This window comes from Nonomuraea sp. NPDC002799 (genome assembly GCF_053592075.1).
The window spans coordinates 322,299-346,023 of the sequence record NZ_JBSFVA010000007.1 but is presented as its reverse complement, the minus strand read 5'-3'; the positions used below and the strand labels follow the sequence as shown (position 1 = coordinate 346,023).

Here is a 23,725-nt window from a genome sequence, read left to right as displayed (position 1 = left end):
GCGGCCAGCAGGGTGCGGCGTTGCGCGGTGGCCGAGGCCGGCCGCTCACGCCACTCGTAATAGCCCGAGCGGGACACGCCCAGCCAGCCGCACATTCGGGCGATCTGTGGTCGGCCTTCTCCGCGTCGATGAGCTCGTACTTGGCGAGCGTCATCGAGTCTCTGCCGCGAAGAAGGCGGCCGCTTTTTTCAGGAAAATCAACTTCTCGCGCAGCTCGGCGTTCTCCGCTCCAGCTCCCGGATCCTGGCCCGATCCGGCCCGGAGACCGGCCGCGGTTCCTCCTGAGCGCTCACAATCCGATGCCGGTTCACCCAGCTGCCCAGAGTGCTGGCGTTGATGTCGAACTCCCGCGCCACCGACGCGACCGTCCGATCGCCCTCCAGCACCATGCGGATGGCTTCTTCCTTGAACTCCGGCGAGAACTGCCTACGACGCCTCGTCACGTACCTACCTCTTCCAGACTTCTGTCAACTTTTATGTAGCCGACTGTCCGGAATCTCCTGGGCACCTCACTGTGCTGAGCGATGAGGTCGGTCTGGTCAGTGCGAAGCAGGAAGGCACGCGTCTGGCCTTCGCGCTGTTGCTGAAGTACTTCACGCAGCACGGGCGCTTCCCGCGCGGGCGGGCGGAGTTTTCTGACGAGGTGATCGACTACGTCGCGAAGCAGACCAAGACGCCGGCCGGCAGCTTGGGCCTGTACGACTGGTCAGGCCGGACGATCGAGCGTCATCGCGGCGAGATCCGCGACCATCTCGGCTTCCGGGAGTGCTCGGTCGCCGACGCCGACAAGCTAACCGACTGGCTGGCCGTGAACGTCGCGCACGCTGAACGACAGCCCGACCGGGTCCGCGAGGAACTGCTCAAGCAGTGCCGCCAGGAGCGGATCGAGCCGCCCTCGCCGGGGCGGATCACTCGGATCGTACGGTCGGCACTGCACAACGCGGAGCAGACCTGGTTCCACCGGATCGCGGCGCGGCTGGACGCGGTGACGGTGGCCCGGGTGCTCGCCCTGGTGGCCGCCGGCAACACCGCGGTGGAGACCGAGGAGAGCGATGACGATCTGGACGAGGATGAGGGCTCGGTCCTGTCGCTGATCAAGGCGATGCCGGGGAACGTGAGCCTGGATTCGATGCTGCAGGCCCTCCGCTCCCGAACATGTCCCCAGCCGCCAGGTAGCGGAGTGAAGGATCAAGCTTGAGTTCGGGCCGTGTGCGCGCCGGGGGCTTCGGTGGCTCTCACTGCGGTCGAACGGCGACCGAATCGGAGGAGAGCGTGACCCCGACGGTGATGTGCGGATTGTCCAGCTGCGGGAGCTGAAGCCCACGCTTGAACTCCTCGGCATCGTCCGGCATCACCTTCGGCTGAACTGTGACCTTGACTTGGCCGGTCTCCTCATCTGGGTGCGCCATTATCGTGGCCACCTCAGGACGGGATCGGAGCCAGGCGACGACCGTGTCCTGGGCCCGCCGGAGCTCCGAGGCCGAGAATCCCTTGCCGCCGATCAGGGTGACCTCCATGGGGAGGGTCCTGGCCAGCTCGATCGCGCGAGTCGGAATGGGACCCTTGAAGCCGACGCGCAGCCCCCGCTGGTCGTCGACGTATCTGACGCCGGAGATCTCGTCAGGGAACTCCGCATTAAGTTTGTCGATCACCCGGCTGTTGGACGACTGTGAGCCGAAGCGGTCGATGGCCTCCTCGTAGGAGATGCCCTCCGATTTGGCGAGGGCCCCGAGGTCGATCAGCTCGGCGTAGGGAATGCCGTCGATCACCACGTCCGGGTCGGTCACCGCAGGGTCGTACCCTTCGAAGTCCGTCGGCTTGGGCGACGAGGTAGCAGCCACCCGGGTCGCGTACCGCTTGACGACCTCCTCCAGGGATCGGCCCGACGACGCCGCCTCTCGCTTGAGCCGCTCCAGCGTGGGCCGATGCGCTTTGGGCTGATCGGCCCGCGGCAACACGATCGTCTCGGTCCCGTCCACAGTGTGCACCGGGCCAGCACCAGACTGGCCGCAGGCGCACAACGACGCGAGCAGCGCGATGACGGTCAAACGCGATCTCTTCATATCAAAGGGACGCGCCACCGGCCTGGAGGGTTCATCCAGGCAACCCCGTCCTGATTTGAAGGACGAGAAGTGGCCCCAGAGCACGGCGAATTGTGGCCCCACTTGGCGATCTTGGCGCCTTTGATCACGGAAGAATTTGGCCCCACCCGACAAGACGGCTTGGGGGTTCAGAGATCGGATCGGCAGACTCCAGTCATGGCCATCACGCAACAGCTCGCCCGAGTCTCAGACGTCGAACTCGCCAAGGTTCGCCCGATGCCCAAGAGGCTGGAGCGGATCCTGTCGTTTGAGGCAGGTCAGCCGGACGACTACTTGGATCTAGATTGGGCAGGGCCGCCGCTGCTGCGGGTATGCGAACACCTCGATCCCGGGTCTGCCGTGTTGGGTGCGGTGAAGCGGGCGCTGGAGGGCGAGGTTCAGATCGGCACCGGGGACTATGGGCCGGTGATGGCCTTGAGCGCAAGAGCCGTCGTGGATGTCGTGCGAGGACTTCGCGCAATAGACGGGCGGGCGTTGCGGGGCGCGTTGTCTGATGATCTGGCGGATGTGAGCGGGCTGATCGGCAAGGGGTTCGCCGGTGATCCAGGCGAGTATCTGACTGGTCATTTCGCCGCTCTGCGGGACCTTTATGAGGGGGCCGCGCAGCGGGGCCTCTCGGTCGTGGTGTGGTGGGATTGAAGGATCAGGATGGGGCCGCTGCCTGTTGTGCGCGAGTGTGGGCGAGCCGGTAGGAGTCGGTGCCGTTCTCGATGATGGTGGCGTTGAAGGTGAGCCGGTCGACGATGGCGGCGCAGAGGCGGGGGTCGGTGAAGGTCTTCTGTCCTGTACTGGCTCGTCAACGGCGCTGTCTTCGCCGGGACGTCGAGATTGAGCTCGGTCTGCACCAGATATCCGGTGAGCAGATAGCGCTCGGTGCGGCCCCCGCCTCACTACCGCACCGAACGCTATTCGCCGCGACTTCGGGACTGTCCGCAATCAACCTGAAGAGCGGGGTGTGAAGGACAGGAGGTCGCCGGGCTGACAGCCGAGGACCTCGCAGATCTTGCTCAGCGTCGAGAACCGGATCGCCTTGGCGCGGTTGTTCTTGAGGATCGACAAGTTCACGTTGGTGATCCCCACCCTGTCGGCCAACTCGACCACCGTCATACCGCGCTCTTCGAGCAATCGATCCAGGTGTACCTCGATGGCGTGCTCGGGGTTGCCGGCGGGTGGCATCAGACGGTTCCTTCGAGTTCCTCGCGCATGTGCGCGCCGACGCGGACGACCTTGGACATCACGACGAGCCCGAGCCCGGCGATCAGGGACGCCCACGGGAAGGCCCAGCCGTACAGAGCCATCCACCCCACCTCTCTGACGGTCCCGGCCACCATCGACACGGCCAGGCCGGTCTCGACGATGGTGGTACAGAGCGACGCCGCGACTGTGCCGACCATAAGAAACACGCCGAGGAACCGCAGCCTGCGGACGACCACCTCATCGAAACCGCTGTCCTGTCGTGCGTCTCTGATCAGCCGGTCGAGGAGAAAGAGCGCGATGAGCAATACGAGCGGGGTGGCGAACCGCGAGGTCTGATAGAGCAACTGTGTGCCAAGGCTGGAGTCGTCCATGCAGATCTGACGCAGCGGATAGCGGAGCTCGACTCCCTTCCCCACGGGATAGGGGTTGTCATCGACACCGCTGCTCCCCGCCACGGCCTTTCGGCCTTGAGGATCCTCAAAGACGTTTCCCTCCACGTCGGGGATGCTCGGCGATGGCACACACACCAGACTTTGGACGCCGCGGGAACCGAAGGCGTTCTCGCCGCCGGTCAAGGCTGCACGCCCGACTTCGTAGGCCATCGTCGCGGCGAACAGCACTAGGAGAAGGCGGACGACGATCGCCGTCCACTTCAGGGGAGTGGATTTGTCGAGGGGCACGGCATCGGCTCCATATCGTTGTTCGATGCTATCGTTTGTCGATGATATCGATGAACGATAAAGAGTCAAGTTGGGGTCCTGATCGACCAGTTTGTCCAGATGTGGACTCCCGAACTGGGTCCCGGACAGCCCTGCCCTGGCCACTCCAGCGGTGTGTTGTCGCACCGTCACTCGCCTTAATGATCATGTCGAGATACGTTCGATTCCCAACACCCTGACCGGAGTCCTCTTGGCGACCCGCCGATGTGCAGGACCGGCTGGCCGGCACGGTCCGCGCCCCGGATGGCAGCGAGGTGGAAGGACCGCAGGTCCGCTGGGTCGGGCGACGGCACGGGCGCCGCCAGGACCGGCGCTGGGCGACGTCATGGAGTCCGGAGCAGATCGCGAACCGGCTGCTGGTCGACTTTCCTGAGGATGAGACGATGCGGATCTCGCACGAGGCCATCTACCAGGCCCTGTATATCCAGGGCCGCGTTGCGTCGCGAGCTGACGGCCTGCCTGCGCACCGGCCGGGCACTGCGAGTGCCCCGGGCCCGGACCCGTGGCCGGGGAAAGAAGTTCGTCACCGAGGAGGTGCTGATCAGTGCGCGGCCCGCCGAGGCCACCGATCGGGCGGTGCCCGGGCATTGGGAAGGCGACCTCATCATCGGTCTGGACAGCTCCGCGATCGGCACACTTGTCGAGCGCACCACCCGGTACACGATGCTGCTGCACCTGCCCCGGATGGACGGCCACGGCGAGAGCGAGCGGGTCAAGAACGGCCCGGCGCTCGCAGGACACGGCGCCGACGCTGTGCGCGACGCCATCGCGGCCACGATCATCACGCTGCCTGAGCAGCTGCGCAGGTCGCTGACCTGGGACCAGGGCGCGGAGATGGCTCAGCACGCTCTACTGCGCATCGACACCGGGCTGGAGATCTACTTCTGCGACCCGCACAGTCCCTGGCAGCGCGGCACGAACGAAAACACTAACGGTCTGCTCCGGCAGTACTTTCCCAAAGGCACCGACCTGAGCAGGCACAGCCGAAACGATCTGGACGCAGTCGCCGCCACACTTAACAGCCGCCCCCGTAAGACACTCGGCTGGCGTACTCCCGCCGAGGCGTTCAACGAGCATCTATGCTTGCTGACAGGCAGTGTTGCAACGACTCCTTGAACCCGAGAACTACACCTCAGATGAGTTCGGCCGCTTCCTGACCGGCCTGCATATCCGCCGCTCGGTCGGTCGCACCGGGGTTTGCTGGGACAGCGCGATGGCCGAGTCGTTCTTCAGCGCGATCAAGAACGAATGGCTGCACCGCTTCGTCTTCACCACCCGAGCCAAAGCGAGACGGCAGGTCATCCGCTACATCGAAGGGTTCTACAACCGCCGGCGCCTGCACTCGGCGCTCGGCTACCGACCGCCCCTGGAGGTACTCAACGAATTCCTCTCAACTCGAACAGCCGCATAGGCTACGCCCATAGGACGGCTGTCCGGAATCACCGAGGCCCCTCAGGTAAGGGCGGCGGCCCCGCAGCCGCCGCGAGAAGACGGCCGGTGTAGGGCCGGATGCTTAATCCGACTGTCAGCCTCGCAGTGAGATGAGTCCGGGTGCCGTGCTCGATGAAGACCGGCACATACAGCCGCTTGCGCAGCACGGTCTCGACCATCAGGAAGTCACACGTGATGATCGCGTGGGCTTGAGCGGTCAGGAACTGCCGCCAAGTCGGCCCGGCAGGGCGCCGCATCGGAAGACCTGCTCGATGTGCTCGCGCTGGCCCGCACGCACCCCGCCCGGATCGTGATCGCCAGCCGGCTGTTCCGGCTTCTACGATCGGTGCGCCGCCTCCGGCCTGCATGAACTCGAACGACTGGCCGGCACCATCGAGACCTGGTCGATGACGCGGTCTCGTACCGCCTGCTCCATCGCGCGGACCAGCACGGCCAGACTGTTCTTGATCGTGGATCGGCTGCACTCGTCGGCGATCCAGCCGTGGACAGCGCGATCCACCACACTGTAGGTGATCCTCCGGACAGGCAGATGCCCCAGCGTCGGCACCACACGCTTACGCCGGCCCGCCAGATACGGATCGAGCTCCGCCTTTCCGACAGGTCTTCGAAGCTGAAGGGCTGCGGCTGGTCACCACGCTGCCGCGAACGCCAAGGATGAACGCCATCCGCGAACGGGTCATCGGCATCCTGCGCCGCGAACTCCTGGACCGGATTCTGATCCTTGATGAACGCCACCTGGTCTTCGTGCCCCGCGAGTACCTGATCCTTACAAGACGCACCGGGCGAGCCGGCGCCGAAGAAATCCCGCAATGGCGCAACGCTACGGCCCGCGTACCGATATATAGCGAGGGGAGAGATTTCGGCGGCCGGCCGTACACCGCTCATGGGGGGACGTCCCACATGGCCAAAGTGCGTCAGAAAAAGCGTGCCCAACGTGCCCGGACCGCAGCCCCGCAGGCCGAGCAGCCGGCCGGGTCCGGGCGAGGGAAGGCGACGTGGACGTGGCTGGCCGGGATCCTCAGCGCCGTGATCATCGCGGCGATCGGGGTCGTGTTCACCACGTGGTTCGGCGCGCGCGGACCGGACACCTTCGACCGGATCGGCGGTGGACCCCCGATCACGGTCGGCTACGTGGCCATCGAGTACGAAGCGCAGGACACCGTCTTGAGGGAGCCGGTGACCGACCCTGGCGAACGCGTGGCTCTGAGGGCCAGCACGGCAGAGAAGGCACGTGAGGCAGTCCTGACCCGCCACCACCAGGCCCTGATCGACACCATGAACGTCATCGTGACTCTCGTCGGTAACCGCAGCAGCCTGCGCATCGTCGACATGAAGCCGCGCATCCTCACCCGAGGGCCGGTGTCGGACGGCGCACTGCTGAGCGCCAGCAGCGCCGGGGAGACCGACACCATCGAACTCGCCGCCGACCTGGATCAGAAGGCTCCCCGCTTCACCACGGACCAGGATCTGAAGGTCCCCTACTTCGCGAAGAAGCAGATCGACCTGAAACGGGACGAGCGGGTCACGCTCAGCATGACGATCAGCGGCAAGAAGGCGTATTACGAGTTCGATCTCCTGGTCACCGTGCTGGCGGAGGCCCGGACCGAGCAGATAGTGATCAACGGGCCGGACAAGAGCCCGTTCCGGCTCACCGGGGCCGCCACGTCCTATCGCTCCTACTACGGCGATTCCTCGTTGGGCGGCTGGGAGCCGCTCTCCGGCGAGCAGGTATGCGAGGTAGACCCGACGGCCAAGGGGTGCTGACGTGCAAGGACTCCGCACGGGTTCCGTCCTGCTGGCGCTCCTGCTGGCCTGCGCCGGCCTGGTCGCCGACGGGCCGCGTCTCCCTCTGGTGCCGGTCGCGTGGCGCCCGGCCTGGTCGACGCCCACCGGCGACGACGCCGCCACGCCGCTCGCCGCGGTGTCCGGCCAGGCCTTGGCCGTGGCGACGCGGCAGGGCACGGTGCGGGTCCACGATCCGCGTACCGGTGAGATCCTGCGGAACGTTCCGATCGACCCCGGCTTCCCCGCTCCCATCACCGGCGTCTGGGTGACGCCCGGAACGCTCGTCGTGTCGAAGGGCGCGGCCGACATACCCGGTCAGGGCCTGTACGGCTACGACCTGGCCACGGGCGCCGCGCTGTGGCAGCGAACGATCGTCATCTCTGCTCAGGAGATGTCTGAGGGTGTCGGTACGTACAACGGGCCGCAGGTCATGGTGACCCGCCGCGGCATCGTCATCGTCGAGCGGACGGCAGAGCCGTTCGACCTGCTCTCACTCGATCCCCGGTCCGGGAGGACGCAGACGCGTGCGGTCCATCCGGGACACTGCGACCTCGTGGGCGCCGCGACCGATCAGTCGCTGATGTTCCTCAGCTACTGCGCCGAAAGCCGCGTTCAGCTCGCCTCCGTGGATCCGCGCACCCTGCGACCGCAATGGACGCGCCCGATGCCGTCGGCCTTCTCGCTGCCGGACGATCCAGAGGTCGGAAACCCGCCACAGCTGGACGTCCAGGCCGGTCCGGAAGGATATGTCTACGCCATCTCAGGAGACGAGGGTTTCTTCTTCGCGCCAGACGGCCGGCGGCTGTCCACCGTCCGCGAAGCCGTCGCGGCCACCGGTCCGACGCAGGGGAACCGGCCGCTGTTCGTCGGCGCTTATCCGACGATCGACGAGTTCGGGGAGCTGAACCTGAGCGGATCCTGGCCCATGCCCGCCTATCTGCTTTCGCTGGACACCGGCACCGGCCGCATCGGCGGACTGCCGCTCGCCCTGCCCTCGTCCACCGCGTCCCTCGTCGGGACGATCCGCGACATGGCCTTCGTCCGTCACCAGGGTCTGATCACCGCCTACCGCCTCGTCCATGGGCTCTCCACCGAACGCGTCCTGTTCGGCGGTGTCCCCGTGAGCGCCTGGCCGGACGCCTGTTCCCTGCTGACCACCGGTGACCTGGGCATCGTGGCGGAAGGCTACCGCGCCGTCCCCGCGGCGAAGACGTTGTCCGGAGTCACGTTGCCGAAACCAGGAGCATGCGATTGGGTGCCGCCCACGGACGACGCGCCCGTCTTCACGCTTTCGGTCGAGTGGGTGTCCTCCTCGGTCGCGGACGCGCGTGGCCTCTTCACCGGGGCGGCCGCCTACGCCAAGGACACCTACGGTTTCGATCCCTTCGACGAGAGCGGCCGGCATTTCTCCTATGCCGAGATGCCGGCGTCCGGGGCCGTCGGCGTGACGGTCGTCAACGTGGGCCCGGTCATCGTCCGGCTGAGCTCTGCCTCGCGGCGGGCGCTCCGGCTCGTCGTCCCGCTGCTGCGGGACAACCTGCTGGCGCGCTACCAGCCGGGCGTCCGCGCACCCCTCCCCCCATGCAGGGCCGGTTGGGGCCACCCCACCGACGGAATCGTCTACACCGAGCCGGTGGTGGCCGAGGGCGTCGTCTACGCCGGCAGCGGCGACGGCACGCTGCGGGCTCTCGATGCCCGCACCGGAGCGGCGCGATGGATCGTCCAGACGGCCGGCCCCTTCTTGAGAAGGCCGGTGCTGGTGAAGGGAACCGTGTACGCCCAGAGCGGCGGCAAGGTCGTCGCCGTGGACGCGGCCTCCGGCCGCAGGCGGTGGAGCCACAGGATCAAGGCGGACTCCGGCCCCGTGGTGGCGGACGATGTGCTCTACACGGTCACCGAGGACTTCGAGGTCGTCGCCCTGGGCACGAGCAGCGGCAAGGAGCTGTGGAGGTTCCGGCCCGACGGCTTCGCGCTCAACACCGAGCCCGTAGTGACCGGCGGCGTCGTTCTCTTCGGCACCGACGACGGCGCCGTGTACGCCTTGGGCGCCTCCTCGGGCGAACAGCGGTGGCGTTTTGCGGCCGGCGGCGGGGAGCGCGTCGAGCTGGTGGTGGCCGACGGGGTCGTGTACGCCGCCGGCGCGAGCGGCCAGGTGCACGCCCTGGACGCGGCCACCGGAAAGGGCCGCTGGGCCTCCCGGGTTGACGGGGCCGTGCACTTTCCTCCGGTGGTGGCCGGCGGGGCCGTCTATGTCCGGGCCGGCGGCGGCGCCACGTACGCGCTGGACGCCGCCACCGGCAGGCGGTCGTGGCGCTTCCTCGCCCCGGGTGACGACCTCGTTTCCGGTCTGGGCCTCTCGGCCGCCGAGGGACTGGTGTACGTCGGCGGCGCCGACGCCCGGGTGCACGCGCTGGACGCGGCCTCCGGGGCGCAACGATGGAGCTTCCCGGTCGGCGAGGGCGTCGGCGCCGGCCCTGCGGTCACCTGGGGGACCGTCTACGTCGGCGGCGTCGACGGGACGCTGCACGCGCTCGACCCCGCCACCGGGGCGGCGCGATGGAGTTTCCGGGTCGGCGGCGACGTGCAGACCACACCCATCGTGGCCGACGGTCTGGTGTACGTCGGCAGCTCGAACGGCAACCTCTCAGCGCTGCCCACCGCTGGCGGCTAGTCACCGGCACCGCCGCCCCTCCTGGTCTCTGTGACCATCCAAAGGTTTCGTGACCACAGATACCGTGAAACCATGGTTACAGTTGCATTCACGGTGGAGGCTTGAGTGACGGAGACGGCGGGGCAGTGGGTGCTGCTGGCGTACCGGATTCCACGTCAGCCCTCGACGCTGCGGATCACGATCTGGCGCAAGCTGGACCGGCTCGGCGTGGCGCGGCTGGGGGACGGGCTGGTGGCGTTGCCCGGCGACGCCCGTACCCGTGAGCAGTTGGAGTGGATCGCTGAGGAGATCGGCGAGATGGAGGGCAGCGCCACGGTGTGGCTGGCCGTCGCCGGCAACGTGGCGCAGGAGAAGGCCATCGCCGCCGAGATGCGCGAAGCGCGGGCGGCCGAGTACCGAGCGGTGGCCGAGCAGGCCGCGGTCGCGGCGCGGGCCCGGCCGGGGGAGCGGAGCCGGACGATCAAGCGGCTGCAGGCCGAGCTGCGCAGGATCGGACGGCGCGACTTCTTCCCGCCTGCGGAGAAGGAGACCGCGCAGCGGGCCGTGCGCGCCTTGACGGAGACAGCCGTCATGGAGGGCGGCCGATGAGGTGGGCGACGCGGGCGGGAGTGCACATCGACCGGGCCGCGTGCGCCTGGTTGATCCGGCGGCACCTCGATCCTGAGCCGGAGTTCGTGTTCGTCGACGATCCCGCCCTGGTGCCCGCTGACGCGACGCCGTTCGACATGCGCGGGGCCGAGTTGTCGCATCACGGGGACGACTGCAGCTTCGAGACGGTTCTGCGCCGCTACGAGCTCGACGATCCGGTTCTGTGGAAGGTCGCCGAGATCGTGCATGAGGCCGACATCGACGACGAGCGGTTCGACGCGCCGGAGGCACGCGGCGTGGACGTGATCTTGCGCGGGTTGTCGATGATCTGCGATGACGAGCGGGTGGTGGAGATCACCGGGCCGATCTTTGACGGCCTGTACGAATTCCACCGGCGCGCGCTGCTGCTGGGGCGGGAACCGGCGTGAGCCCGGCCGTCCGCCTGCCCGCCCACCCGCCCGCCCGCTGAAAGGCCGCCATGACCATGGAAGCGACCCGCGACGTGATCCCGTTCCGGCAGGCCGTGCGGGCCTGGTTCCTGATCTCGCTGCAGACGTTCGGCGGCCCGGCCGGGCAGATCGCCGTCATGCAGCGCACGCTGGTGGAGGAGAAGCGCTGGATCGGCCAGCAGCGCTTCAACCACGCACTCAACTACTGCATGCTGCTGCCCGGACCGGAGGCCCAGCAACTGGCCGTCTATGTCGGCTGGCTGCTGAACGGCACCCGGGGCGGGCTGGTGGCCGGGACCCTGTTCGTGCTGCCCGGCATGCTCGCGCTGCTGATCCTGTCGGCCGTCTACATCCTGTGGCAGGACACCACGGCGGTGACGGCGCTGTTCGCCGGGATCGCCCCGGCCGTGCTGGCCATCGTCGCCCAGGCCGTCATCCGCGTGGCGAAGCGCTCGCTCACCCACCCCTTCTTCGTCGCCCTCGCCGTGGCCGCCTTCGCGGCGCTGGCGCTGTTCGGCGTGCCGTTTCCCGTCGTGGTCGCCGCCGCGGCCTTCATCGGGTGGCAGGTTCACCGGCTGGCCCCGCACGTCTTCCAAGCCGGCAACGGGCACGGTGGTGACGGTGGCCCGGCCCCGCTGATCCCGGACGACGCGCTGCACCACGCCCAGCCCAGCGGGCGGTCGGCAGGCAGAATCTTGGCCGTCGGGCTGGTCGCCTGGTGGCTGCCGGTGGCCGCGGTGGCGCTCATCCTCGGTACGGACAGCGTCTTCACCACCCAGGGGTTGTTCTTCTCCGGCACCGCGGTCGTCACCTTCGGCGGCGCGTACGCGGTGCTGGCGTTCGTCGCCCAGCGGGCCGTGGAGGTCTACGGCTGGCTGAGCCCGGGGGAGATGGTGCGCGGGCTCGCACTGGCCGAGACCACTCCGGGGCCGCTCATCATGGTGGTGCAGTTCGTCGCCTTCCTTGGCGCCTATCGCGACCCCGGAGCCCTGACGCCGTGGGGCGGCGCGCTGCTGGGGGCGTTGCTGACGACCTGGGTGACGTTCGTGCCGTGCTTCCTGTTCATCTTCCTCGGCGCTCCCTACGTGGAGCGGCTGCGGCACAACGCGGCCATCAGCGCGGCGCTGACCGGCATCACCGCCTCGGTGGTCGGCGTCATCGCCAACCTGGCGCTCTACTTCGCCGAGCACACCCTGTTCGCCGAGGTCTTCACCTGGGCATGGGGGCCGTTCAGCATGCGGCTCCCTGACCTCGGCACGGTGAGCCCCGTCGCTCTGACCATCACCGTGGCCGCGCTCGTGATGACGTTCGTCCTGAAGTGGCCGATGCTGCGCATCCTCGGTATCTGCGCGGTGCTCGGCTTGGCCACCGTACTGCTGTGACCGTCACAGGGGGAGCGGGAACGCGGCCGCCCCCCATCGAGGCCGCCACGCCTTCCACCCGTTCCGGCGGCGCTAGGCCACCTGCACCGGATGGGCGACGACCGCCCCGAACAGGTAGCCCAAGTCGTTGAATCGCGTGGTGGCCGGCTGCACGGCCCCGGTCTCGTCGGTGGCCCGGGCCAGCAGCTCCTGACGGCCGGGCCGCGGGTCGGGCCAGGCCGCCCGCCAGCGCGTCCACGCCGTGCCGCGCCCGGCGTCCAGCAGCTTCGCCGGCCGCCAGCGCGCGCCGCCGTCCGTGCTCACCTCCACCCGGGTGATCCGCCCGTGCCCCGACCACGACCTGCCGTGCAACGTGTACGGCGAGCCGGCCGGCACGCTCGCCTCCCACCCCAGCTCGAAGGCGCTCTTGGTGACCTGCTCGGTGAGCGGCGCGCTGCCCGTCTCCGGATATCCGGGGCCGAAGAAGCGGTAGAAGCGGGTGTCCCACGGCGAGGAGAGCGGCTCGGCGGACACCTCGATGTCGCCCACCCACTTGATCGAGGCGATCCCGATCCACGACGGCACCACCACGCGCACGGGAAAGCCGTGATCCGGCGGCAGCGGCTCGCCGTTCATCTCATAGGCCAGCAGCACGTCGTCCAGGGCCTTGCCGATCGGCAGCGGCCGGCGTACCCGGCCCAGGTTCTCGCCCCCGCTGACGAAGTCGGCGTCCAGCCCCGACGGCAGGACGCCCACCGCCTCTCTCGACAGCCCCGCCCGGCGCAGCACCTCCGCCAGCCGCACGCCACGCCAGCGCGCCACCCCGACCGCGCCGAGCCGCCACTGCGTGCCCGACGCCGGCTGTCCCTGCTGCGAGGCGAAGAACGAGCGCCCGTTGCCCGCGCACTCGATCGCGGCGTCCAGGGTCACCGACGGCAGCGACCGCAGGTGCCCGTAGCTGAACTCCTGCGCCTGCCGCACCCCGGACCCGTGCACGCGCAACCGCCAGGTCGCCGCGTCGATCAGTGGCGTGGCCGTGTGGTTGCGCACGAAGAACCGGTCGTTCGGGACGTGGAACCCGACGTCCCGCAGCGCCTCCCACCGGGTCTCCGCGTTCGTCCCGTACGAGATGAACACCTCCGGCGGCAGCGGCTTGACGATCGGCCCGGCCGCGTACCCCGCTCCCGCGTGGCTCGTCCCTGCCCGGCCGGCCCCCGCGTGCACGGCGCGCCGGTCCGTCGCGGCCGCTGCCCGGCCCGCGAGTGGGCCGCCCACGAGCGCGATCCCGCCCAGCGCCGGGATCATGCGCAGCAGCGTACGCCGGTCCGGCCGGTCCTCCCGCCCCGGCTCGTCCGCCCCTGCACGTCCCGAGTTCCCGTACGTCATGCGATCACCATTTCTCAGAGTCTTCCTACCAGTAGACAAGGAAAATCCCCGCCGTCAAGAGGACCGCAGTCTGCAGACTCTTTCGAGAGCTGCGCCGACCGTGACGTCAGCCCGTCGGTGTGGACGAGGAACTGAAGGAGAAGGTTCCGGCGCCCACGGCGTAAATGTCGTACAGGCCGCTGCGGCGCAGGAACGTCGCGCCGGTGGTCAGGGCGGAGCTGGTGCTGCGCTGCCGTGGCCAGGGGCACCCAGACCTCACCGCTGGTGCTGGACGGGACGGTGACCTGGAGATGGAACTGACCGGTGGTGTCCTGCGCCCACCTGACGGCCAGGGATCCGTTCGCCGTCGGTGCCTGTCCCCAGCGGGAACACGCCGGGCCGGGTGCTGGTGTGCTGGCAGAGACCAGCGCCGGCGTTCCAGAGCCGGGCGTTGATCGCGGTCTTGAGCGCGGCGGCCTTGTTGGTGTAGTCGGTGACCCTGGCCGCACTCCTCCTGCCGCCACGGGGGCCGCTACGGCCTGGACGGCGTCGACGGCGGCCAGGGCGAAGCCGTCCGCGTTCCGCTGGCCGACGGAACCCTGGTCAAGCTGCCCGTGGCGGAGGACTCCCCGCTGCTGCCGTCCCTGCTGACCCTGTCGGACGTGCTCGGCACCGGCCACCACGGCGCCGTCACCGCCGGAGTGACCCGCGGCGACCGCGTCCTGGTCATCGACGGCGGCACGATCAGCCGCCTGGGCGGGCCGCAGTACGAGCAGGGCCCGGTCGGTGCCGACCTGATCATGCGGAACATCACCTTGACCGGCGGTGTCTCACCGGCCCGCGCCTACATCGAAGAGCTCATGCCCGACATCCTGGACGGCACCATCGACCCGGGCCGCGTCTTCGACCGCACCGCCGGCCTCGACGACGTCCCCGGTGCCTACCGCGACATGGCCGAACGCCGAGCCCTCAAGGTCCTCATCCGGAACTGACCTGCGACAGCGGCGGGGAACGTGCGGGCGGCCGGGTCACGAACGCCCAGCCGTCCACGAGCCTGCCCCTGCGCTGCCGGCGCACCCCACCTGCGAATGCGGGCCCTTTCCGTCACACGGCGATGTCGGCCGAGGCGCCCCTGGGGAGCCAGCGGAGGCTCTCACGGAGAGTGGACGAGCCACTGGCGAGTTCCTGCTCGATGCCTTCCCGGTTCTCCCGGAAGTGCTGCCAGCCTTCGTAGTGGACGGGCAGGACGGTGCGCGGGGTGATCCCTTCGTGCAGGCGGACGGCCTGCCTGGCGGTCATCGTGTAGCGCAGGGGCCCGGTGATCGGGAAGCCGACGCCGCCCAGGTGGAGCAGGATCGTCCCGGCCCGCAGGCGGGTGGCCGTGTTGCGCAGCGCGCGGTGGTACACGGTGTCTCCGGTGATCCAGAGGGGTCCGTGGACCTGTCCGGGCCAGGTGAGTGCGAAGCCGATGACCTCGCCCACGATCGGCTTGCTGAACGGGGGGCCGTGCCGGCAGGGGGTGGCGGTGATGTCGATGGGCGGGCGTCCGGGGGCTCGCAGACGGGTCGCCTGCCCTGCTCGCAGGCCGCGAGCCGGATACGGCAGGGATCGGGCGCCCGAGGAGGTGGTCACGATCGTGCCGGCGGCCGGCAGCAGGGTCCGGCCGGTGTCATCGAGGTTGTCGCCGTGGTGGACGTGGGTGAGCAGGATCGCGTCGATGGGTAGCAGGTCGTCGGGGGCGATGGCCGGGCCGGTGAGCTTGCGGGAGGAGGCTCCCCAGCCGAAGGCGTAGGTCCGGCCTGGGGGATCGAACGTCGGGTCGGTCAGCAGGCGCCAGCCGTCGAAGTCGATGAGCACGGTCGGGCCGCCGATGTGGGTGAACCGGGCCTTCGTCATGGGGACGCGTCCTTCCGCGGGCCGGCTTCCGGAGGCTCGAGTCCGGAAGCCGGCCCCCGAGGTCAGGAGTGGTTCAGGGCCCAGGTGAGGGCGTGGTCAGCGATCTTCTCCCAGTCGTCCTGCGCGGGCATCAGGTGGGAGCGGCCGGAGTACTCGGCCACTTCGGTGATCGTCTTCGGCGACTTGTAGTGGGCGGCGTTGGAGCGCTGGATCTTGGGCGGCATGAGGTTGTCGTTCTCGCCGGCGATGAACAGCAGCGGCTTGCGCTTGTCGTTGTGGTAGTCGACCCAGTTGTCGTCCTTGCCGGGGTGGATGTTGGCCAGGGCGCTGCCCCAGAAGATGTTGCCGGAGGCGGGGATGTGGTAGCGCTCGTAGGTGGCGCGGGCCTGGTCCTCGGGGAAGGTGTTGGTGAAGGCGTAGCGCCAGTGCTCGTAGTCGAGGCCGACGGCCCTGTGGCGGTTGGCAGGATTCTTGAGTACGGGGAAGGTGGCCTTGATCTGGGACAACGGGATGATCTTGACGCCTTCGGTGGGGGCGGAGTTGATCGCCACCCCGGCGGCGCCGTAGCCGTGGTCGAGCAGGATCTGGGTGAACACGCCGCCGGCGGAGTGACCGATGATGATCGGCGGGGTGTCCAGGCCGCGGATCAGCGTCTCCAGCGACTCGATGATCTGCGGGACGGTGACCTGCTCGATCGGGGTGGGATCGGCGTTGAGGGCCTCCACCTCGACCTCGAAGCCGGGGTAGGCCGGGGCCAGGACCTGGTAGCCCTGGGCCTGGTAGTGGGTGATCCAGTGTTCCCAGCTCCGGGGCGTGACCCAGAAGCCGTGGATCAGGACGATCGTGTCGGGTTTCATGCCGGGCTCCTTATCGAGTGGTGGTGTAGGCGGACAGGACGACCGCGGTGGCGGCGTCCGGGTGGGAGGTCATGACGACGTGCGAGGAGCGGATCTCCTTGACCGTGCTGCCGGCGCGCTTGGCCATGAACCGCTGGGCGGCGGGCGGGATGACCTTGTCCTGGGTGGGGATGAGGTACCAGGACGGGATGGTCTTCCAGGCCGGGTCGCCGCTGCCGCCGGACAGGCCGCCGACGCTGCCGGGCCGCTGGGTGGCGGCCATCAGACGGGTCTGGTGCGCGGGCAGGTCGGCGGCGAAGACCGCGCGGAACTTCTCGGCGGTGATGTAGCCGTCGGTGCCGCCGGGCGTCCCGTCGGGCAGCTTGTAGTCGCGGGCCAGCAGCGCGTGACCCAGCTCGCTGCCGGGGAACTGGCCGGCCAGCTGCAGGGCGCTCTCGCCCTTGTCGGGGGCGAAGGCGCCCAGGTAGACCAGCGCCTTGACGTTGTCATGGCCGCGGGCGGCGTTGGTGATGACGATGCCGCCGTAGGAGTGGCCCACGAGGATGATCGGCCCGGTGACGGTGTCCAGGATGCTGGAGATGTAGGCGGCGTCCCCGGCCACGTCGCGCAGCGGGTTGGCCGGCGCGATCACGGGGAATGCGGCCGCCTGCAGCCGGGCGATCATGTCGTTGAAGCCGGAGGCGTCCGCGAACGCGCCGTGCACAAGGACCACGGTCGGCTTGGCCGTCGTGGCCACGGCCCCGGGCCGCGCGGCAGAGACGGCAGAGGCGGGCGCGACGGTGGCGGTCAGGCCGAGCATCAGGGTCAGGGCGGCGAGGCCAAGTCTCATTCCGCTGCGGGGGACGGTCATGGCGGGTTGCTCCTTCGATTCTGGTGCCGTCGTTGCAGCACGAGCATCCGGTGCCCACCGGGTGCCAGGAATCGGTTAATTGACTACATCTGGGCTGACCCCTTCGAGTGCGTCACGCAGTGCGGCCCGTGACGTGATGCCGAGCTTGGGGAAGATGCGGTACAGGTGGGCGCTCACGGTGCGGGACGACAGGAACAGCCGCTCGCCGATCTCCTTGTTGCTCAGCCCGGACGCGGCCAGCCTGGCCACCTCCAGTTGCTGGGCGGTCAGGCCGTGCGCGGCGTTGAGCCGCCGGGTGAGCGCCACGCCGGTGGCCCGCAGCTCCTGCTCGGCCCGCTGCTGCCAGGCCGTGGCGCCGATGCCGGCGAACAGGTCGGCGGCCCGGCGCAGCTCGGGCCGGGCCTCCCCTGGCTGCAGGCGGCGGCGTTGCAGCTCGCCCAGGGCGAGCCGGACCCGGGCGTGGTCGAACGGCCAGCGCTCGGTCCTCGGCAGCGCGAGCGCCGCCCGGAACAGCGCGACCCCTTCCTGGGGCGGGGCCACCAGCGCCTGCGCGGCCATGACGTGCAGGCGCAGCCGGGGCGCCCGCTCGACCAGGTTCGCGGCCGCGGCGGCATGCGCCTTGGCCTCGGCCGGCCGGCCGGTACGCACCGCCGACTCCACCAGATCGAAGACCGCCCACGGCGCGAACGCCACGTACGAGGGGATGACGCCCGGCGGGCTGATGCTCGTCCAGTACGCATAGGCGCTGTCGTAGTCGCCGTGCGCCATCGCGGCCAGCGCGAGGTTGCGGGCCGACAGGGACAGGTGCAGGCCGCTGCCGCGCGGCCCGGCCCACCGCTCCACGGTCTTGCTGTACTCACGGGCGCTGTCGGCGTCGCCGCGGGCGGCGGCGAGCCAGCCGAGGCTGCAGCGCAGGTCGTGGGCCAGGAGGTCCAGGTCGTGGCGGACGCACAGGTCGAGCCCGGCGTTGGCGGCGCTCTCGGCGTCCTCCCACCGGCCGGCCAGGAAGTGGTCATGCGCGGCGAGCCAGTAACCGCTGGCGGCGTGCGTCACCGCGCCCTGCCCGGTCTCGCCGTCGATCAGGTCCCGGATACGGTCCCGGTAGTCCGGTAGCACGTCCATCCAGGTGGCCGCCCGGCACAGCGCGGCCACCCGGCCCGGCGGGGCGTCGGCGGGCAGCGCGTCGAGCGCCGTGCGCACGAGCGCCGCCGACCCCTGGCCCAGGAAGACGTCGTGCAGCAGGCGGACGAGCTCGTCGTCGCAGCCGGTCACCACGCCGGTCACCTCCTCCCACTCCTGCGGATCCTGAGCGTACGAAGCAGCCGTCACCCTGACCAGGGTCCCCGCCCGGGGTGTGCCGCGCAGCAGGCGGCGCGCGGCGTCCAGGTCGCCGTCGCGCAGCATGAGGATCTGCGCTCTGGTGGCCAGGGCCTTGGCCGGGTCGTCGAGGTGGCGGCGCGCCTGCTCGAGCAGGTTCTGGGCCAGGTCGAGCTGCCCGCACTCGCCCGCCAGCTCGGCGGCCTGCTCCAGCCGCACGGCCCGCGCCGCGGGGTCCGGGGTGAGGTCGGCCGCCCGCCGCAGCGCCTTGACCGCCGGCCCGCTGCCGCCTTTGCGGCTCACCGCGCGGGCGGCCTTCTCGATCTCGGCGGCCACCCGCTCGTCCGGCTCGACGGTGGCCGCCGCCAGGTGCCACATGCGCAGCTCGGGGTCGTCCTGGTGCTGCTCGGCCAGGACGGCGTGCGCCTCGCGCGTCTCCTCCGGCGAGGCCGTCCTGATGATCGCCGATCTGACCAGCGGGTGGCGGAAGCGCAGCCCGGACGGGGTGGAGTCGCGGGTCACCAGGCCGGCCCGCTCGGCCTCCAGCAGCTCGTAGGGCGACAGCTCGGCCCGATGCTCCAGCCGGTCGCCGTCGAGGGCGGCCACCAGCAGCGTGGTACGGATTTTTGGCGGCAGCTCCAGCAGCCGGCCCGCGAAACCGGTCTCCAGCCGGGTGCGCAGGGACGCCCCGATGGGCAGCAACTCCACGCCGACGGAGGTCTGCGGCAGCTCGATGATGGCCAGGGGGTTGCCCGCGGCCTCAGCGAGCACACGTTCGCGCACCGACGGCGGCAGGCCGGGGTGGAGCAGGTCCAGCAGGTGCCCGGCCGCCTCGTCGGCGAGCGGCCCGACCTCCAGCATGTGGATGCCGGGCGTGACGCGCTCGGTGGCGGTCATCGGCCGGCGGGCGAAGACGGCCCGCAGGTCGTACGGCTGCAGCCGCAGCAGCACGAACATCATCACCTCGCGCGTGGGATGGTCCACCCAATGGGCGTCCTCCACGGCGATCAGCACCGGCCCGTCCTCGGCCACGGCCGCCAGCACCGCCAGGGACGCCACCGAGATCGCCAGCCGGTCGGGCGCCGGCCCGTCCCGCAGGCCCAGGGCGCGGCGTAAGGTGTCACGGTGGAAGGGCGCCACCCGATCCAGATACCCCATCACGGGTGCGAAGAGCTGGTGCAGCCCGGCGAAGGCGAGCTGCACCTCGCTCTCGAAGCCGCTGCCGCCCACCACTCTGACGCCCTGCCGCTCGGCGTAGGCGATCGTGGCCTGCAGCAGCACGGACTTGCCCACGCCCGGGTCGCCGTGCAGCACGACATTGGGCTGGACTCCCGGGGCACGGTCGATCGTCCGCCGCAGTGCGCCCAGCTCTGTGGCCCGGCCGATGATGTCCATGTGTTCGTCTCCTCGATGCAGTCAGGTGACCGATTGCCGCGATTCCCGCCGGCGGCATGCTGGGCGGGTGCCGCGACTACAGGTGGGAACGGACGTGAACCTCTTCTACGAGGACGTCGGCCACGGGCCGCCCGTCGTCCTGGTGCACGGCTGGCCCCTGTCGCTCCGGTTCTGGGAGCAACAGATCGGTCCGCTGGCCGAGGCAGGACACCGGGTGGTCTGCTACGACCGCCGCGGCTTCGGCCGTTCCAGCCGGCCCTGGCAGGGCTACGACGCCGGCACCTTCACCGCCGACCTGGCGGCCCTGATCGAGAGCCTTGACCTGACCGGGCTGGCGCTGGTCGGGTTCTCCACCGGCTGCGCCGAGGCGGTCGGCTACGCCGCCGCATCGGGACGGGTGGCCCGGCTGGTGCTGGGCAGCCCGGTGCTGTACCCGGACCCGCTCGCGCACGAGCTCCGGAGCGCCGCGCGGCGGCACCGCATCCCCATGCTCGACGACCTGCTGCTCAGATTCTTCGCCGTCGACGGGCACAACACGCTGGACGAGCCGACACGTCAGTACCTGCTGCGGCAGGCCGCGGACGCCTCCCCCAAGGGCACCGCCGACTCGCTGGTGGCGTGGGGTGACGCCGAGCCCGGCCCGGACCTGACCCACGTCACCGTGCCCACGCTGATCATTCAAGGGGAGAGGGACGCGTTCGTGCCCCTGGAGGACAGCGGGACGCGTGTCGCGCGGGCGATCGCGGGCAGCTCGCTCGTGACCATTCCCGACGCGCCGCACGGTGCTCCGCTCACTCACGTCGAGCAGTGGAATGAGCTCGTGCTGGAGTTCCTGGCGAGATGACGGCACGCGCCGACGGTACGTCGCGCGTGACGGACCGGGGTATCAGTCGCGTGACGTATATCCCAGGGCGTCGCGCAGATGCGTGCGCGAGGTGATACCGAGCTTGGGGAAGGCCCGGTACAGGTGCGTGCTGACGGTGCGGTGCGACAGGTAGAGCTGCTGGCCGATCTCGCGGTTGGACAACCCGGCGGCGGCCAGCCTGGCGATGTGCAGCTCCTGCGCGGTGAGCAGCTCGGCGGCCGGCGCGACGCGCAGGTCGCTGGCCTCGCCCGCGGCCCGCAGCTCCTGGCGGGCCTTCTCCCCCCAGGCGAGCAGCCCGAGCACGTCGAAGGCGTCGCGGGCGGCCCGCAGCGGCACCCGCGCTTCCTGGATCCGCCGCCGGCGACGCAGCCACATGCCGTGAGCGAGCAGCAGGCGCGCCCGGGCGGTGGGCCAGCGCGCCAGGTCGGCGTTCAACGCGGTGCGGTAGAGCGCGTCGGCGTCGGCGTCGTCGGCCAGCAACGCACGCGCGTGCCGCAGTCCCAAGTGCAGCAGCGGAGACGGGGTCCGGGCGGCCACCTGCTCCAGCTCCGCCACCGCCCGCCTGGCCGGCTCCGGCCGGCCGGCCGCGACGGCGGCCTCGGCCAGCTCGCTGATCACCCACTGCCGCCAGATCATGTGGTGGGCGGCGTCGCCCGGCTCGAACAGCCGCCACAGGTGCCCGAACGCGTCGTCGTACCGCCCGGCGCACAACGCGATCACGCCCCTGGCATGCTCGATCACCGCCACGGCCGAGCTGATGGCGACGGTGCCGAGCACCCGCTCCCCTTCGGCGGCCAGCGCCAGGCCGCGCTCCTCCTCACCGCGGAGCCCGGCCAGCAACGCCAGCATCCCCAGAGCCGAGGCCTGCCGGCGCGGCTGCGCGGTCTCGCGGGCCAGACGTTCGGCCTCCTCCGCGACCAGCAGCGCCCCGGCCCAGTCGCCGCAGAAGATCTGCCGCCACACCTGCGTGCTGAGGGCCCGCGTGAGCAGGCCCAGCCTGCCCTGGGTCCGCAGGTCGGCGATCGAGATCTCCATGAAGTCGCCGACCAGGTCGAAGGCGCCGACCGTGCTCGCCGCGAGGCCCAGCAGCCGGGTCACGGCCCCGTCCAGCCGGGTGTCGCGCACCTTGGTCAGGCGCTCGATGACGTCCGCCCCACGTTCCACCGCCCCCGCCGTGGCCAAGGTGACCAGCAGTTCCGGGTCGTCGTCGCCGGCCGCCAGCCGCTCGGCCAGGGCGATGACGCGCCGGCGCTGCTCCCAGCCGGGGTCACTCCACCAGCAGCGGATGGCCGCCGCCCGCACGAAGGTGAGCGCGAGCTCGCGGTCACCCGCCGCCTGCGCCACTTCGGCCGTCATCATCAGCCGCCGGACCCGCGCGAGGCCCTCGTTGCGCCCCTCGCCGAGCACCTCGCCCAGCCAGACGACCCTGGCACGCGGCAGCTCGCCGAAGACCGACGGCTTGGCCAGCGCGAGCAATTCGGCGGCCTGGTCGCCGCGGCCGAGCTCGAAGGCCAGTTCCGCCGCGGTCAGCAGGCGACGGGCACCGGCCGCGGGCTCCTCACTGACCTCCGCCGCACGGCGCAGGGCGGTCACCGCCACCGGGATCGCACCGCGCTGCCGGGCCCGCGCGGCCACCTGCTCCAGCTCGGTGGCGACGGACTCGTCCCGATGGGCGATCGCCGCGGCCCGGTGCCAGGCTCTGCGGTCCGGGTCGCGGCCGTGCACCCGGGCCAGCGCGGCGTGGGCGGCCAGACGATCGGTACGGCCGGCCTTCTGGTAGATCGCCGAGCGCACCAGGGGATGCCGGAAGCGGAGGGCCTGCTCATGGAGCTCCACCAGCCCCGCGTCCACGGCCGGGGCCAGCGCCTCGGCGGTCAGCTCGGTGCGCGTCACGATCCTGCCGCCCGCGAGAGCGTCGGCCAGGTCGTGGCCGTCGTTGGCCGCGGCCACCAGCAGCAGCCCTCTGGTGTGGGGCGGGAGTTCGGCCAGCCGCACGGCGAAGGCCTGCTCCAGGCGCGCGGTGAGCGGCAGTATCCCCACCTCGGCCGTGACCGTCCCGGCATCCAGCGCGAGCGGCAGCTCGACCAGGGCGAGCGGGTTGCCGGCCGCCTCGCTCAGCACGCGCCAGCGGATGCCGACGCTGAGTCCGGCGGCCTGGGCGTCCAGCAGCGCCTCGGCCGCGGCGGGATCCAGGCCGCCCAGTCTCAGCTCGGGCACGTCGCTGCCGTCCAGGCTGGTGGGGTAGCCGTCGCGCAGGGCCATCAGCAGGACGATCCGATCCGATCGCAGGCGCCTGGCCACGAACCCCAGCACCTCGGTGGTGGGCCGGTCCAGCCACTGGACGTCGTCCACCACGATCAGCAGGGGCCGAAGGGCCGCCGCGTCACCCAGCAGGTTGAGGACGGCCAGCGCCACCAGGAAGGGTTCGGGGTCGGCGACCTCGGCCATCCCGAACGCGCCGAGCAGGGCCTGCCGCTGGCGGGCGGGCAGCTGATCGGCGGCGCCGAGCATCGGCCGCAGCAACTGGTGCAGCCCGGCGAAGGGCAGATGCGTCTCGCTCTGAACCCCGGACGCGCCGGCCACCATCACCTCCCGGGCCTCGGCCCGCTCGGTGGCCACGGTCAGCAGGGCCGACTTGCCGATCCCTGGCACACCGCGTACGACCAGGGCGTCTCCGCGCTCGTGCACCCGGTCCACGAGCCCTTCGAGCCGCTCGACCTCGCGTTCGCGCCCGAAGAGCGAGATCACGCGACACCCTCCACCGGAGCCCGCATGATCGAATTGTCACATAAGTACGTCATGTGACGAATGACTGGTGTCTTGACTTCTCCTAGCATCGGCAGCGCTTCGCACCAG

General features: G+C 70.3%; 22 protein-coding genes and 2 pseudogenes. 11 read left to right on the top strand and 13 right to left on the bottom strand.

Annotated elements, in window-relative coordinates; all coding sequences use genetic code 11:
* Positions 1–197 precede the first annotated feature (197 nt).
* Positions 198–443 carry a transposase gene (locus ACWD0F_RS16990; RefSeq protein WP_449876313.1) on the bottom strand — a complete coding sequence of 82 codons (246 nt, stop codon included), beginning with the start codon at positions 441–443 and terminating at the stop codon, positions 198–200.
* Positions 444–514: 71 nt separating this feature from the next.
* Between ACWD0F_RS16990 and ACWD0F_RS16985 the strand changes: the two genes are divergently transcribed.
* Positions 515–1,198 carry a DUF4158 domain-containing protein gene (locus ACWD0F_RS16985; protein ID WP_449876311.1) on the top strand — a complete coding sequence of 228 codons (684 nt, stop codon included), beginning with the start codon at positions 515–517 and terminating at the stop codon, positions 1,196–1,198.
* Between the two features lie 37 nt (positions 1,199–1,235).
* On the opposite strand, the gene ACWD0F_RS16980 is transcribed toward ACWD0F_RS16985, so the two are convergent.
* Positions 1,236–2,048, bottom strand: coding sequence for a hypothetical protein (locus ACWD0F_RS16980; RefSeq protein ID WP_449876309.1), 813 nt, complete (start codon positions 2,046–2,048; stop codon positions 1,236–1,238).
* 210 nt (positions 2,049–2,258) lie between these two features.
* On the opposite strand from ACWD0F_RS16980, the gene ACWD0F_RS16975 reads away from it, so the two are divergent.
* On the top strand, positions 2,259–2,741 hold the full coding sequence (locus tag ACWD0F_RS16975; protein ID WP_449876307.1) for a DUF1877 family protein: 483 nt from the start codon (positions 2,259–2,261) through the stop codon (positions 2,739–2,741).
* Positions 2,742–2,745: 4 nt separating this feature from the next.
* Here ACWD0F_RS16975 and ACWD0F_RS16970 read toward each other — a convergent pair.
* From ACWD0F_RS16970 to ACWD0F_RS16960, 3 genes and pseudogenes are all read right to left on the bottom strand, one after another.
* A pseudogene (locus ACWD0F_RS16970) lies at positions 2,746–2,880 on the bottom strand (ATP-binding protein); the annotation flags it as partial.
* A gap of 158 nt (positions 2,881–3,038) precedes the next feature.
* Positions 3,039–3,278 (bottom strand): helix-turn-helix domain-containing protein, encoded by a 240-nt coding sequence (locus ACWD0F_RS16965; protein ID WP_449876305.1) that lies wholly within the window; start codon positions 3,276–3,278, stop codon positions 3,039–3,041.
* Positions 3,278–3,979, bottom strand: coding sequence for a DUF2975 domain-containing protein (locus ACWD0F_RS16960; RefSeq protein WP_449876303.1), 702 nt, complete (start codon positions 3,977–3,979; stop codon positions 3,278–3,280). Before ACWD0F_RS16960 ends, ACWD0F_RS16965 begins: the two co-directional genes overlap by 1 nt.
* Positions 3,980–4,224: 245 nt before the next feature.
* Between ACWD0F_RS16960 and ACWD0F_RS16955 the strand changes: the two are divergent.
* Both ACWD0F_RS16955 and ACWD0F_RS16950 read left to right on the top strand, forming a co-directional pair.
* Positions 4,225–5,134 (top strand): annotated as a pseudogene (locus tag ACWD0F_RS16955) (IS30 family transposase); the annotation flags it as partial.
* Entirely contained in the window at positions 5,115–5,429 is a 315-nt protein-coding gene (locus ACWD0F_RS16950; protein ID WP_449876301.1) for an integrase core domain-containing protein, read from the top strand. The pseudogene ACWD0F_RS16955 and the gene ACWD0F_RS16950, both read left to right, overlap by 20 nt.
* 357 nt (positions 5,430–5,786) lie before the next feature.
* Here the strand turns inward: ACWD0F_RS16950 and ACWD0F_RS16945 are convergent, their stop codons facing one another.
* Positions 5,787–5,972: a hypothetical protein gene (locus tag ACWD0F_RS16945; protein WP_449876299.1), complete on the bottom strand. Its 186-nt coding sequence runs from the start codon at positions 5,970–5,972 to the stop codon at positions 5,787–5,789.
* Positions 5,973–6,124: 152 nt separating this feature from the next.
* Between ACWD0F_RS16945 and ACWD0F_RS16940 the strand changes: the two genes are divergently transcribed.
* The 5 genes from ACWD0F_RS16940 (at position 6,125) to chrA (ending at position 12,345) form a co-directional block, all read left to right on the top strand.
* Positions 6,125–7,234, top strand: a complete 1,110-nt coding sequence (locus tag ACWD0F_RS16940) for a hypothetical protein (RefSeq protein ID WP_449876297.1) — start codon at positions 6,125–6,127, stop codon at positions 7,232–7,234.
* A gap of 1 nt (position 7,235) precedes the next feature.
* Entirely contained in the window at positions 7,236–9,926 is a 2,691-nt protein-coding gene (locus ACWD0F_RS16935) for an outer membrane protein assembly factor BamB family protein (protein ID WP_449876295.1), read from the top strand.
* 105 nt (positions 9,927–10,031) lie between these two features.
* On the top strand, positions 10,032–10,514 hold the full coding sequence (locus ACWD0F_RS16930) for a Chromate resistance protein ChrB (protein WP_449876293.1): 483 nt from the start codon (positions 10,032–10,034) through the stop codon (positions 10,512–10,514).
* On the top strand, positions 10,511–10,942 hold the full coding sequence (locus tag ACWD0F_RS16925) for a chromate resistance protein ChrB domain-containing protein (protein ID WP_449876291.1): 432 nt from the start codon (positions 10,511–10,513) through the stop codon (positions 10,940–10,942). Before ACWD0F_RS16930 ends, ACWD0F_RS16925 begins: the two co-directional genes overlap by 4 nt.
* Before the next feature lie 50 nt (positions 10,943–10,992).
* Complete coding sequence (gene chrA, locus ACWD0F_RS16920) at positions 10,993–12,345, top strand: chromate efflux transporter (protein ID WP_449876289.1); 1,353 nt, start codon at positions 10,993–10,995, stop codon at positions 12,343–12,345.
* Positions 12,346–12,417: 72 nt separating this feature from the next.
* Here the strand turns inward: chrA and ACWD0F_RS16915 are convergent, their stop codons facing one another.
* Together ACWD0F_RS16915 and ACWD0F_RS16910 are read right to left on the bottom strand one after the other, a co-directional pair.
* On the bottom strand, positions 12,418–13,710 hold the full coding sequence (locus tag ACWD0F_RS16915; protein ID WP_449876287.1) for a sulfite oxidase: 1,293 nt from the start codon (positions 13,708–13,710) through the stop codon (positions 12,418–12,420).
* A 14-nt stretch (positions 13,711–13,724) separates the two neighbouring features.
* Positions 13,725–14,198, bottom strand: coding sequence for an alpha-L-rhamnosidase C-terminal domain-containing protein (locus ACWD0F_RS16910; protein WP_449876285.1), 474 nt, complete (start codon positions 14,196–14,198; stop codon positions 13,725–13,727).
* Between the two features lie 105 nt (positions 14,199–14,303).
* Between ACWD0F_RS16910 and ACWD0F_RS16905 the strand changes: the two genes are divergently transcribed.
* On the top strand, positions 14,304–14,681 hold the full coding sequence (locus tag ACWD0F_RS16905) for a hypothetical protein (protein WP_449876283.1): 378 nt from the start codon (positions 14,304–14,306) through the stop codon (positions 14,679–14,681).
* Between the two features lie 112 nt (positions 14,682–14,793).
* Here the strand turns inward: ACWD0F_RS16905 and ACWD0F_RS16900 are convergent, their stop codons facing one another.
* The 4 genes from ACWD0F_RS16900 to ACWD0F_RS16885 all read right to left on the bottom strand — a co-directional run bounded on the left by ACWD0F_RS16900 (position 14,794) and on the right by ACWD0F_RS16885 (position 20,004).
* Positions 14,794–15,585 carry an MBL fold metallo-hydrolase gene (locus ACWD0F_RS16900; RefSeq protein WP_449876281.1) on the bottom strand — a complete coding sequence of 264 codons (792 nt, stop codon included), beginning with the start codon at positions 15,583–15,585 and terminating at the stop codon, positions 14,794–14,796.
* Positions 15,586–15,647: 62 nt separating this feature from the next.
* Positions 15,648–16,442, bottom strand: coding sequence for an alpha/beta hydrolase (locus ACWD0F_RS16895; protein WP_449876279.1), 795 nt, complete (start codon positions 16,440–16,442; stop codon positions 15,648–15,650).
* 10 nt (positions 16,443–16,452) lie between these two features.
* Positions 16,453–17,292 carry an alpha/beta fold hydrolase gene (locus ACWD0F_RS16890; RefSeq protein ID WP_449876277.1) on the bottom strand — a complete coding sequence of 280 codons (840 nt, stop codon included), beginning with the start codon at positions 17,290–17,292 and terminating at the stop codon, positions 16,453–16,455.
* Between the two features lie 75 nt (positions 17,293–17,367).
* Complete coding sequence (locus ACWD0F_RS16885; protein WP_449876275.1) at positions 17,368–20,004, bottom strand: AAA family ATPase; 2,637 nt, start codon at positions 20,002–20,004, stop codon at positions 17,368–17,370.
* Between the two features lie 67 nt (positions 20,005–20,071).
* On the opposite strand from ACWD0F_RS16885, the gene ACWD0F_RS16880 reads away from it, so the two are divergent.
* Positions 20,072–20,848: an alpha/beta fold hydrolase gene (locus tag ACWD0F_RS16880; protein WP_449876273.1), complete on the top strand. Its 777-nt coding sequence runs from the start codon at positions 20,072–20,074 to the stop codon at positions 20,846–20,848.
* 42 nt (positions 20,849–20,890) lie between these two features.
* On the opposite strand, the gene ACWD0F_RS16875 is transcribed toward ACWD0F_RS16880, so the two are convergent.
* Entirely contained in the window at positions 20,891–23,617 is a 2,727-nt protein-coding gene (locus ACWD0F_RS16875; RefSeq protein WP_449876271.1) for an AAA family ATPase, read from the bottom strand.
* Positions 23,618–23,725 lie beyond the last annotated feature (108 nt).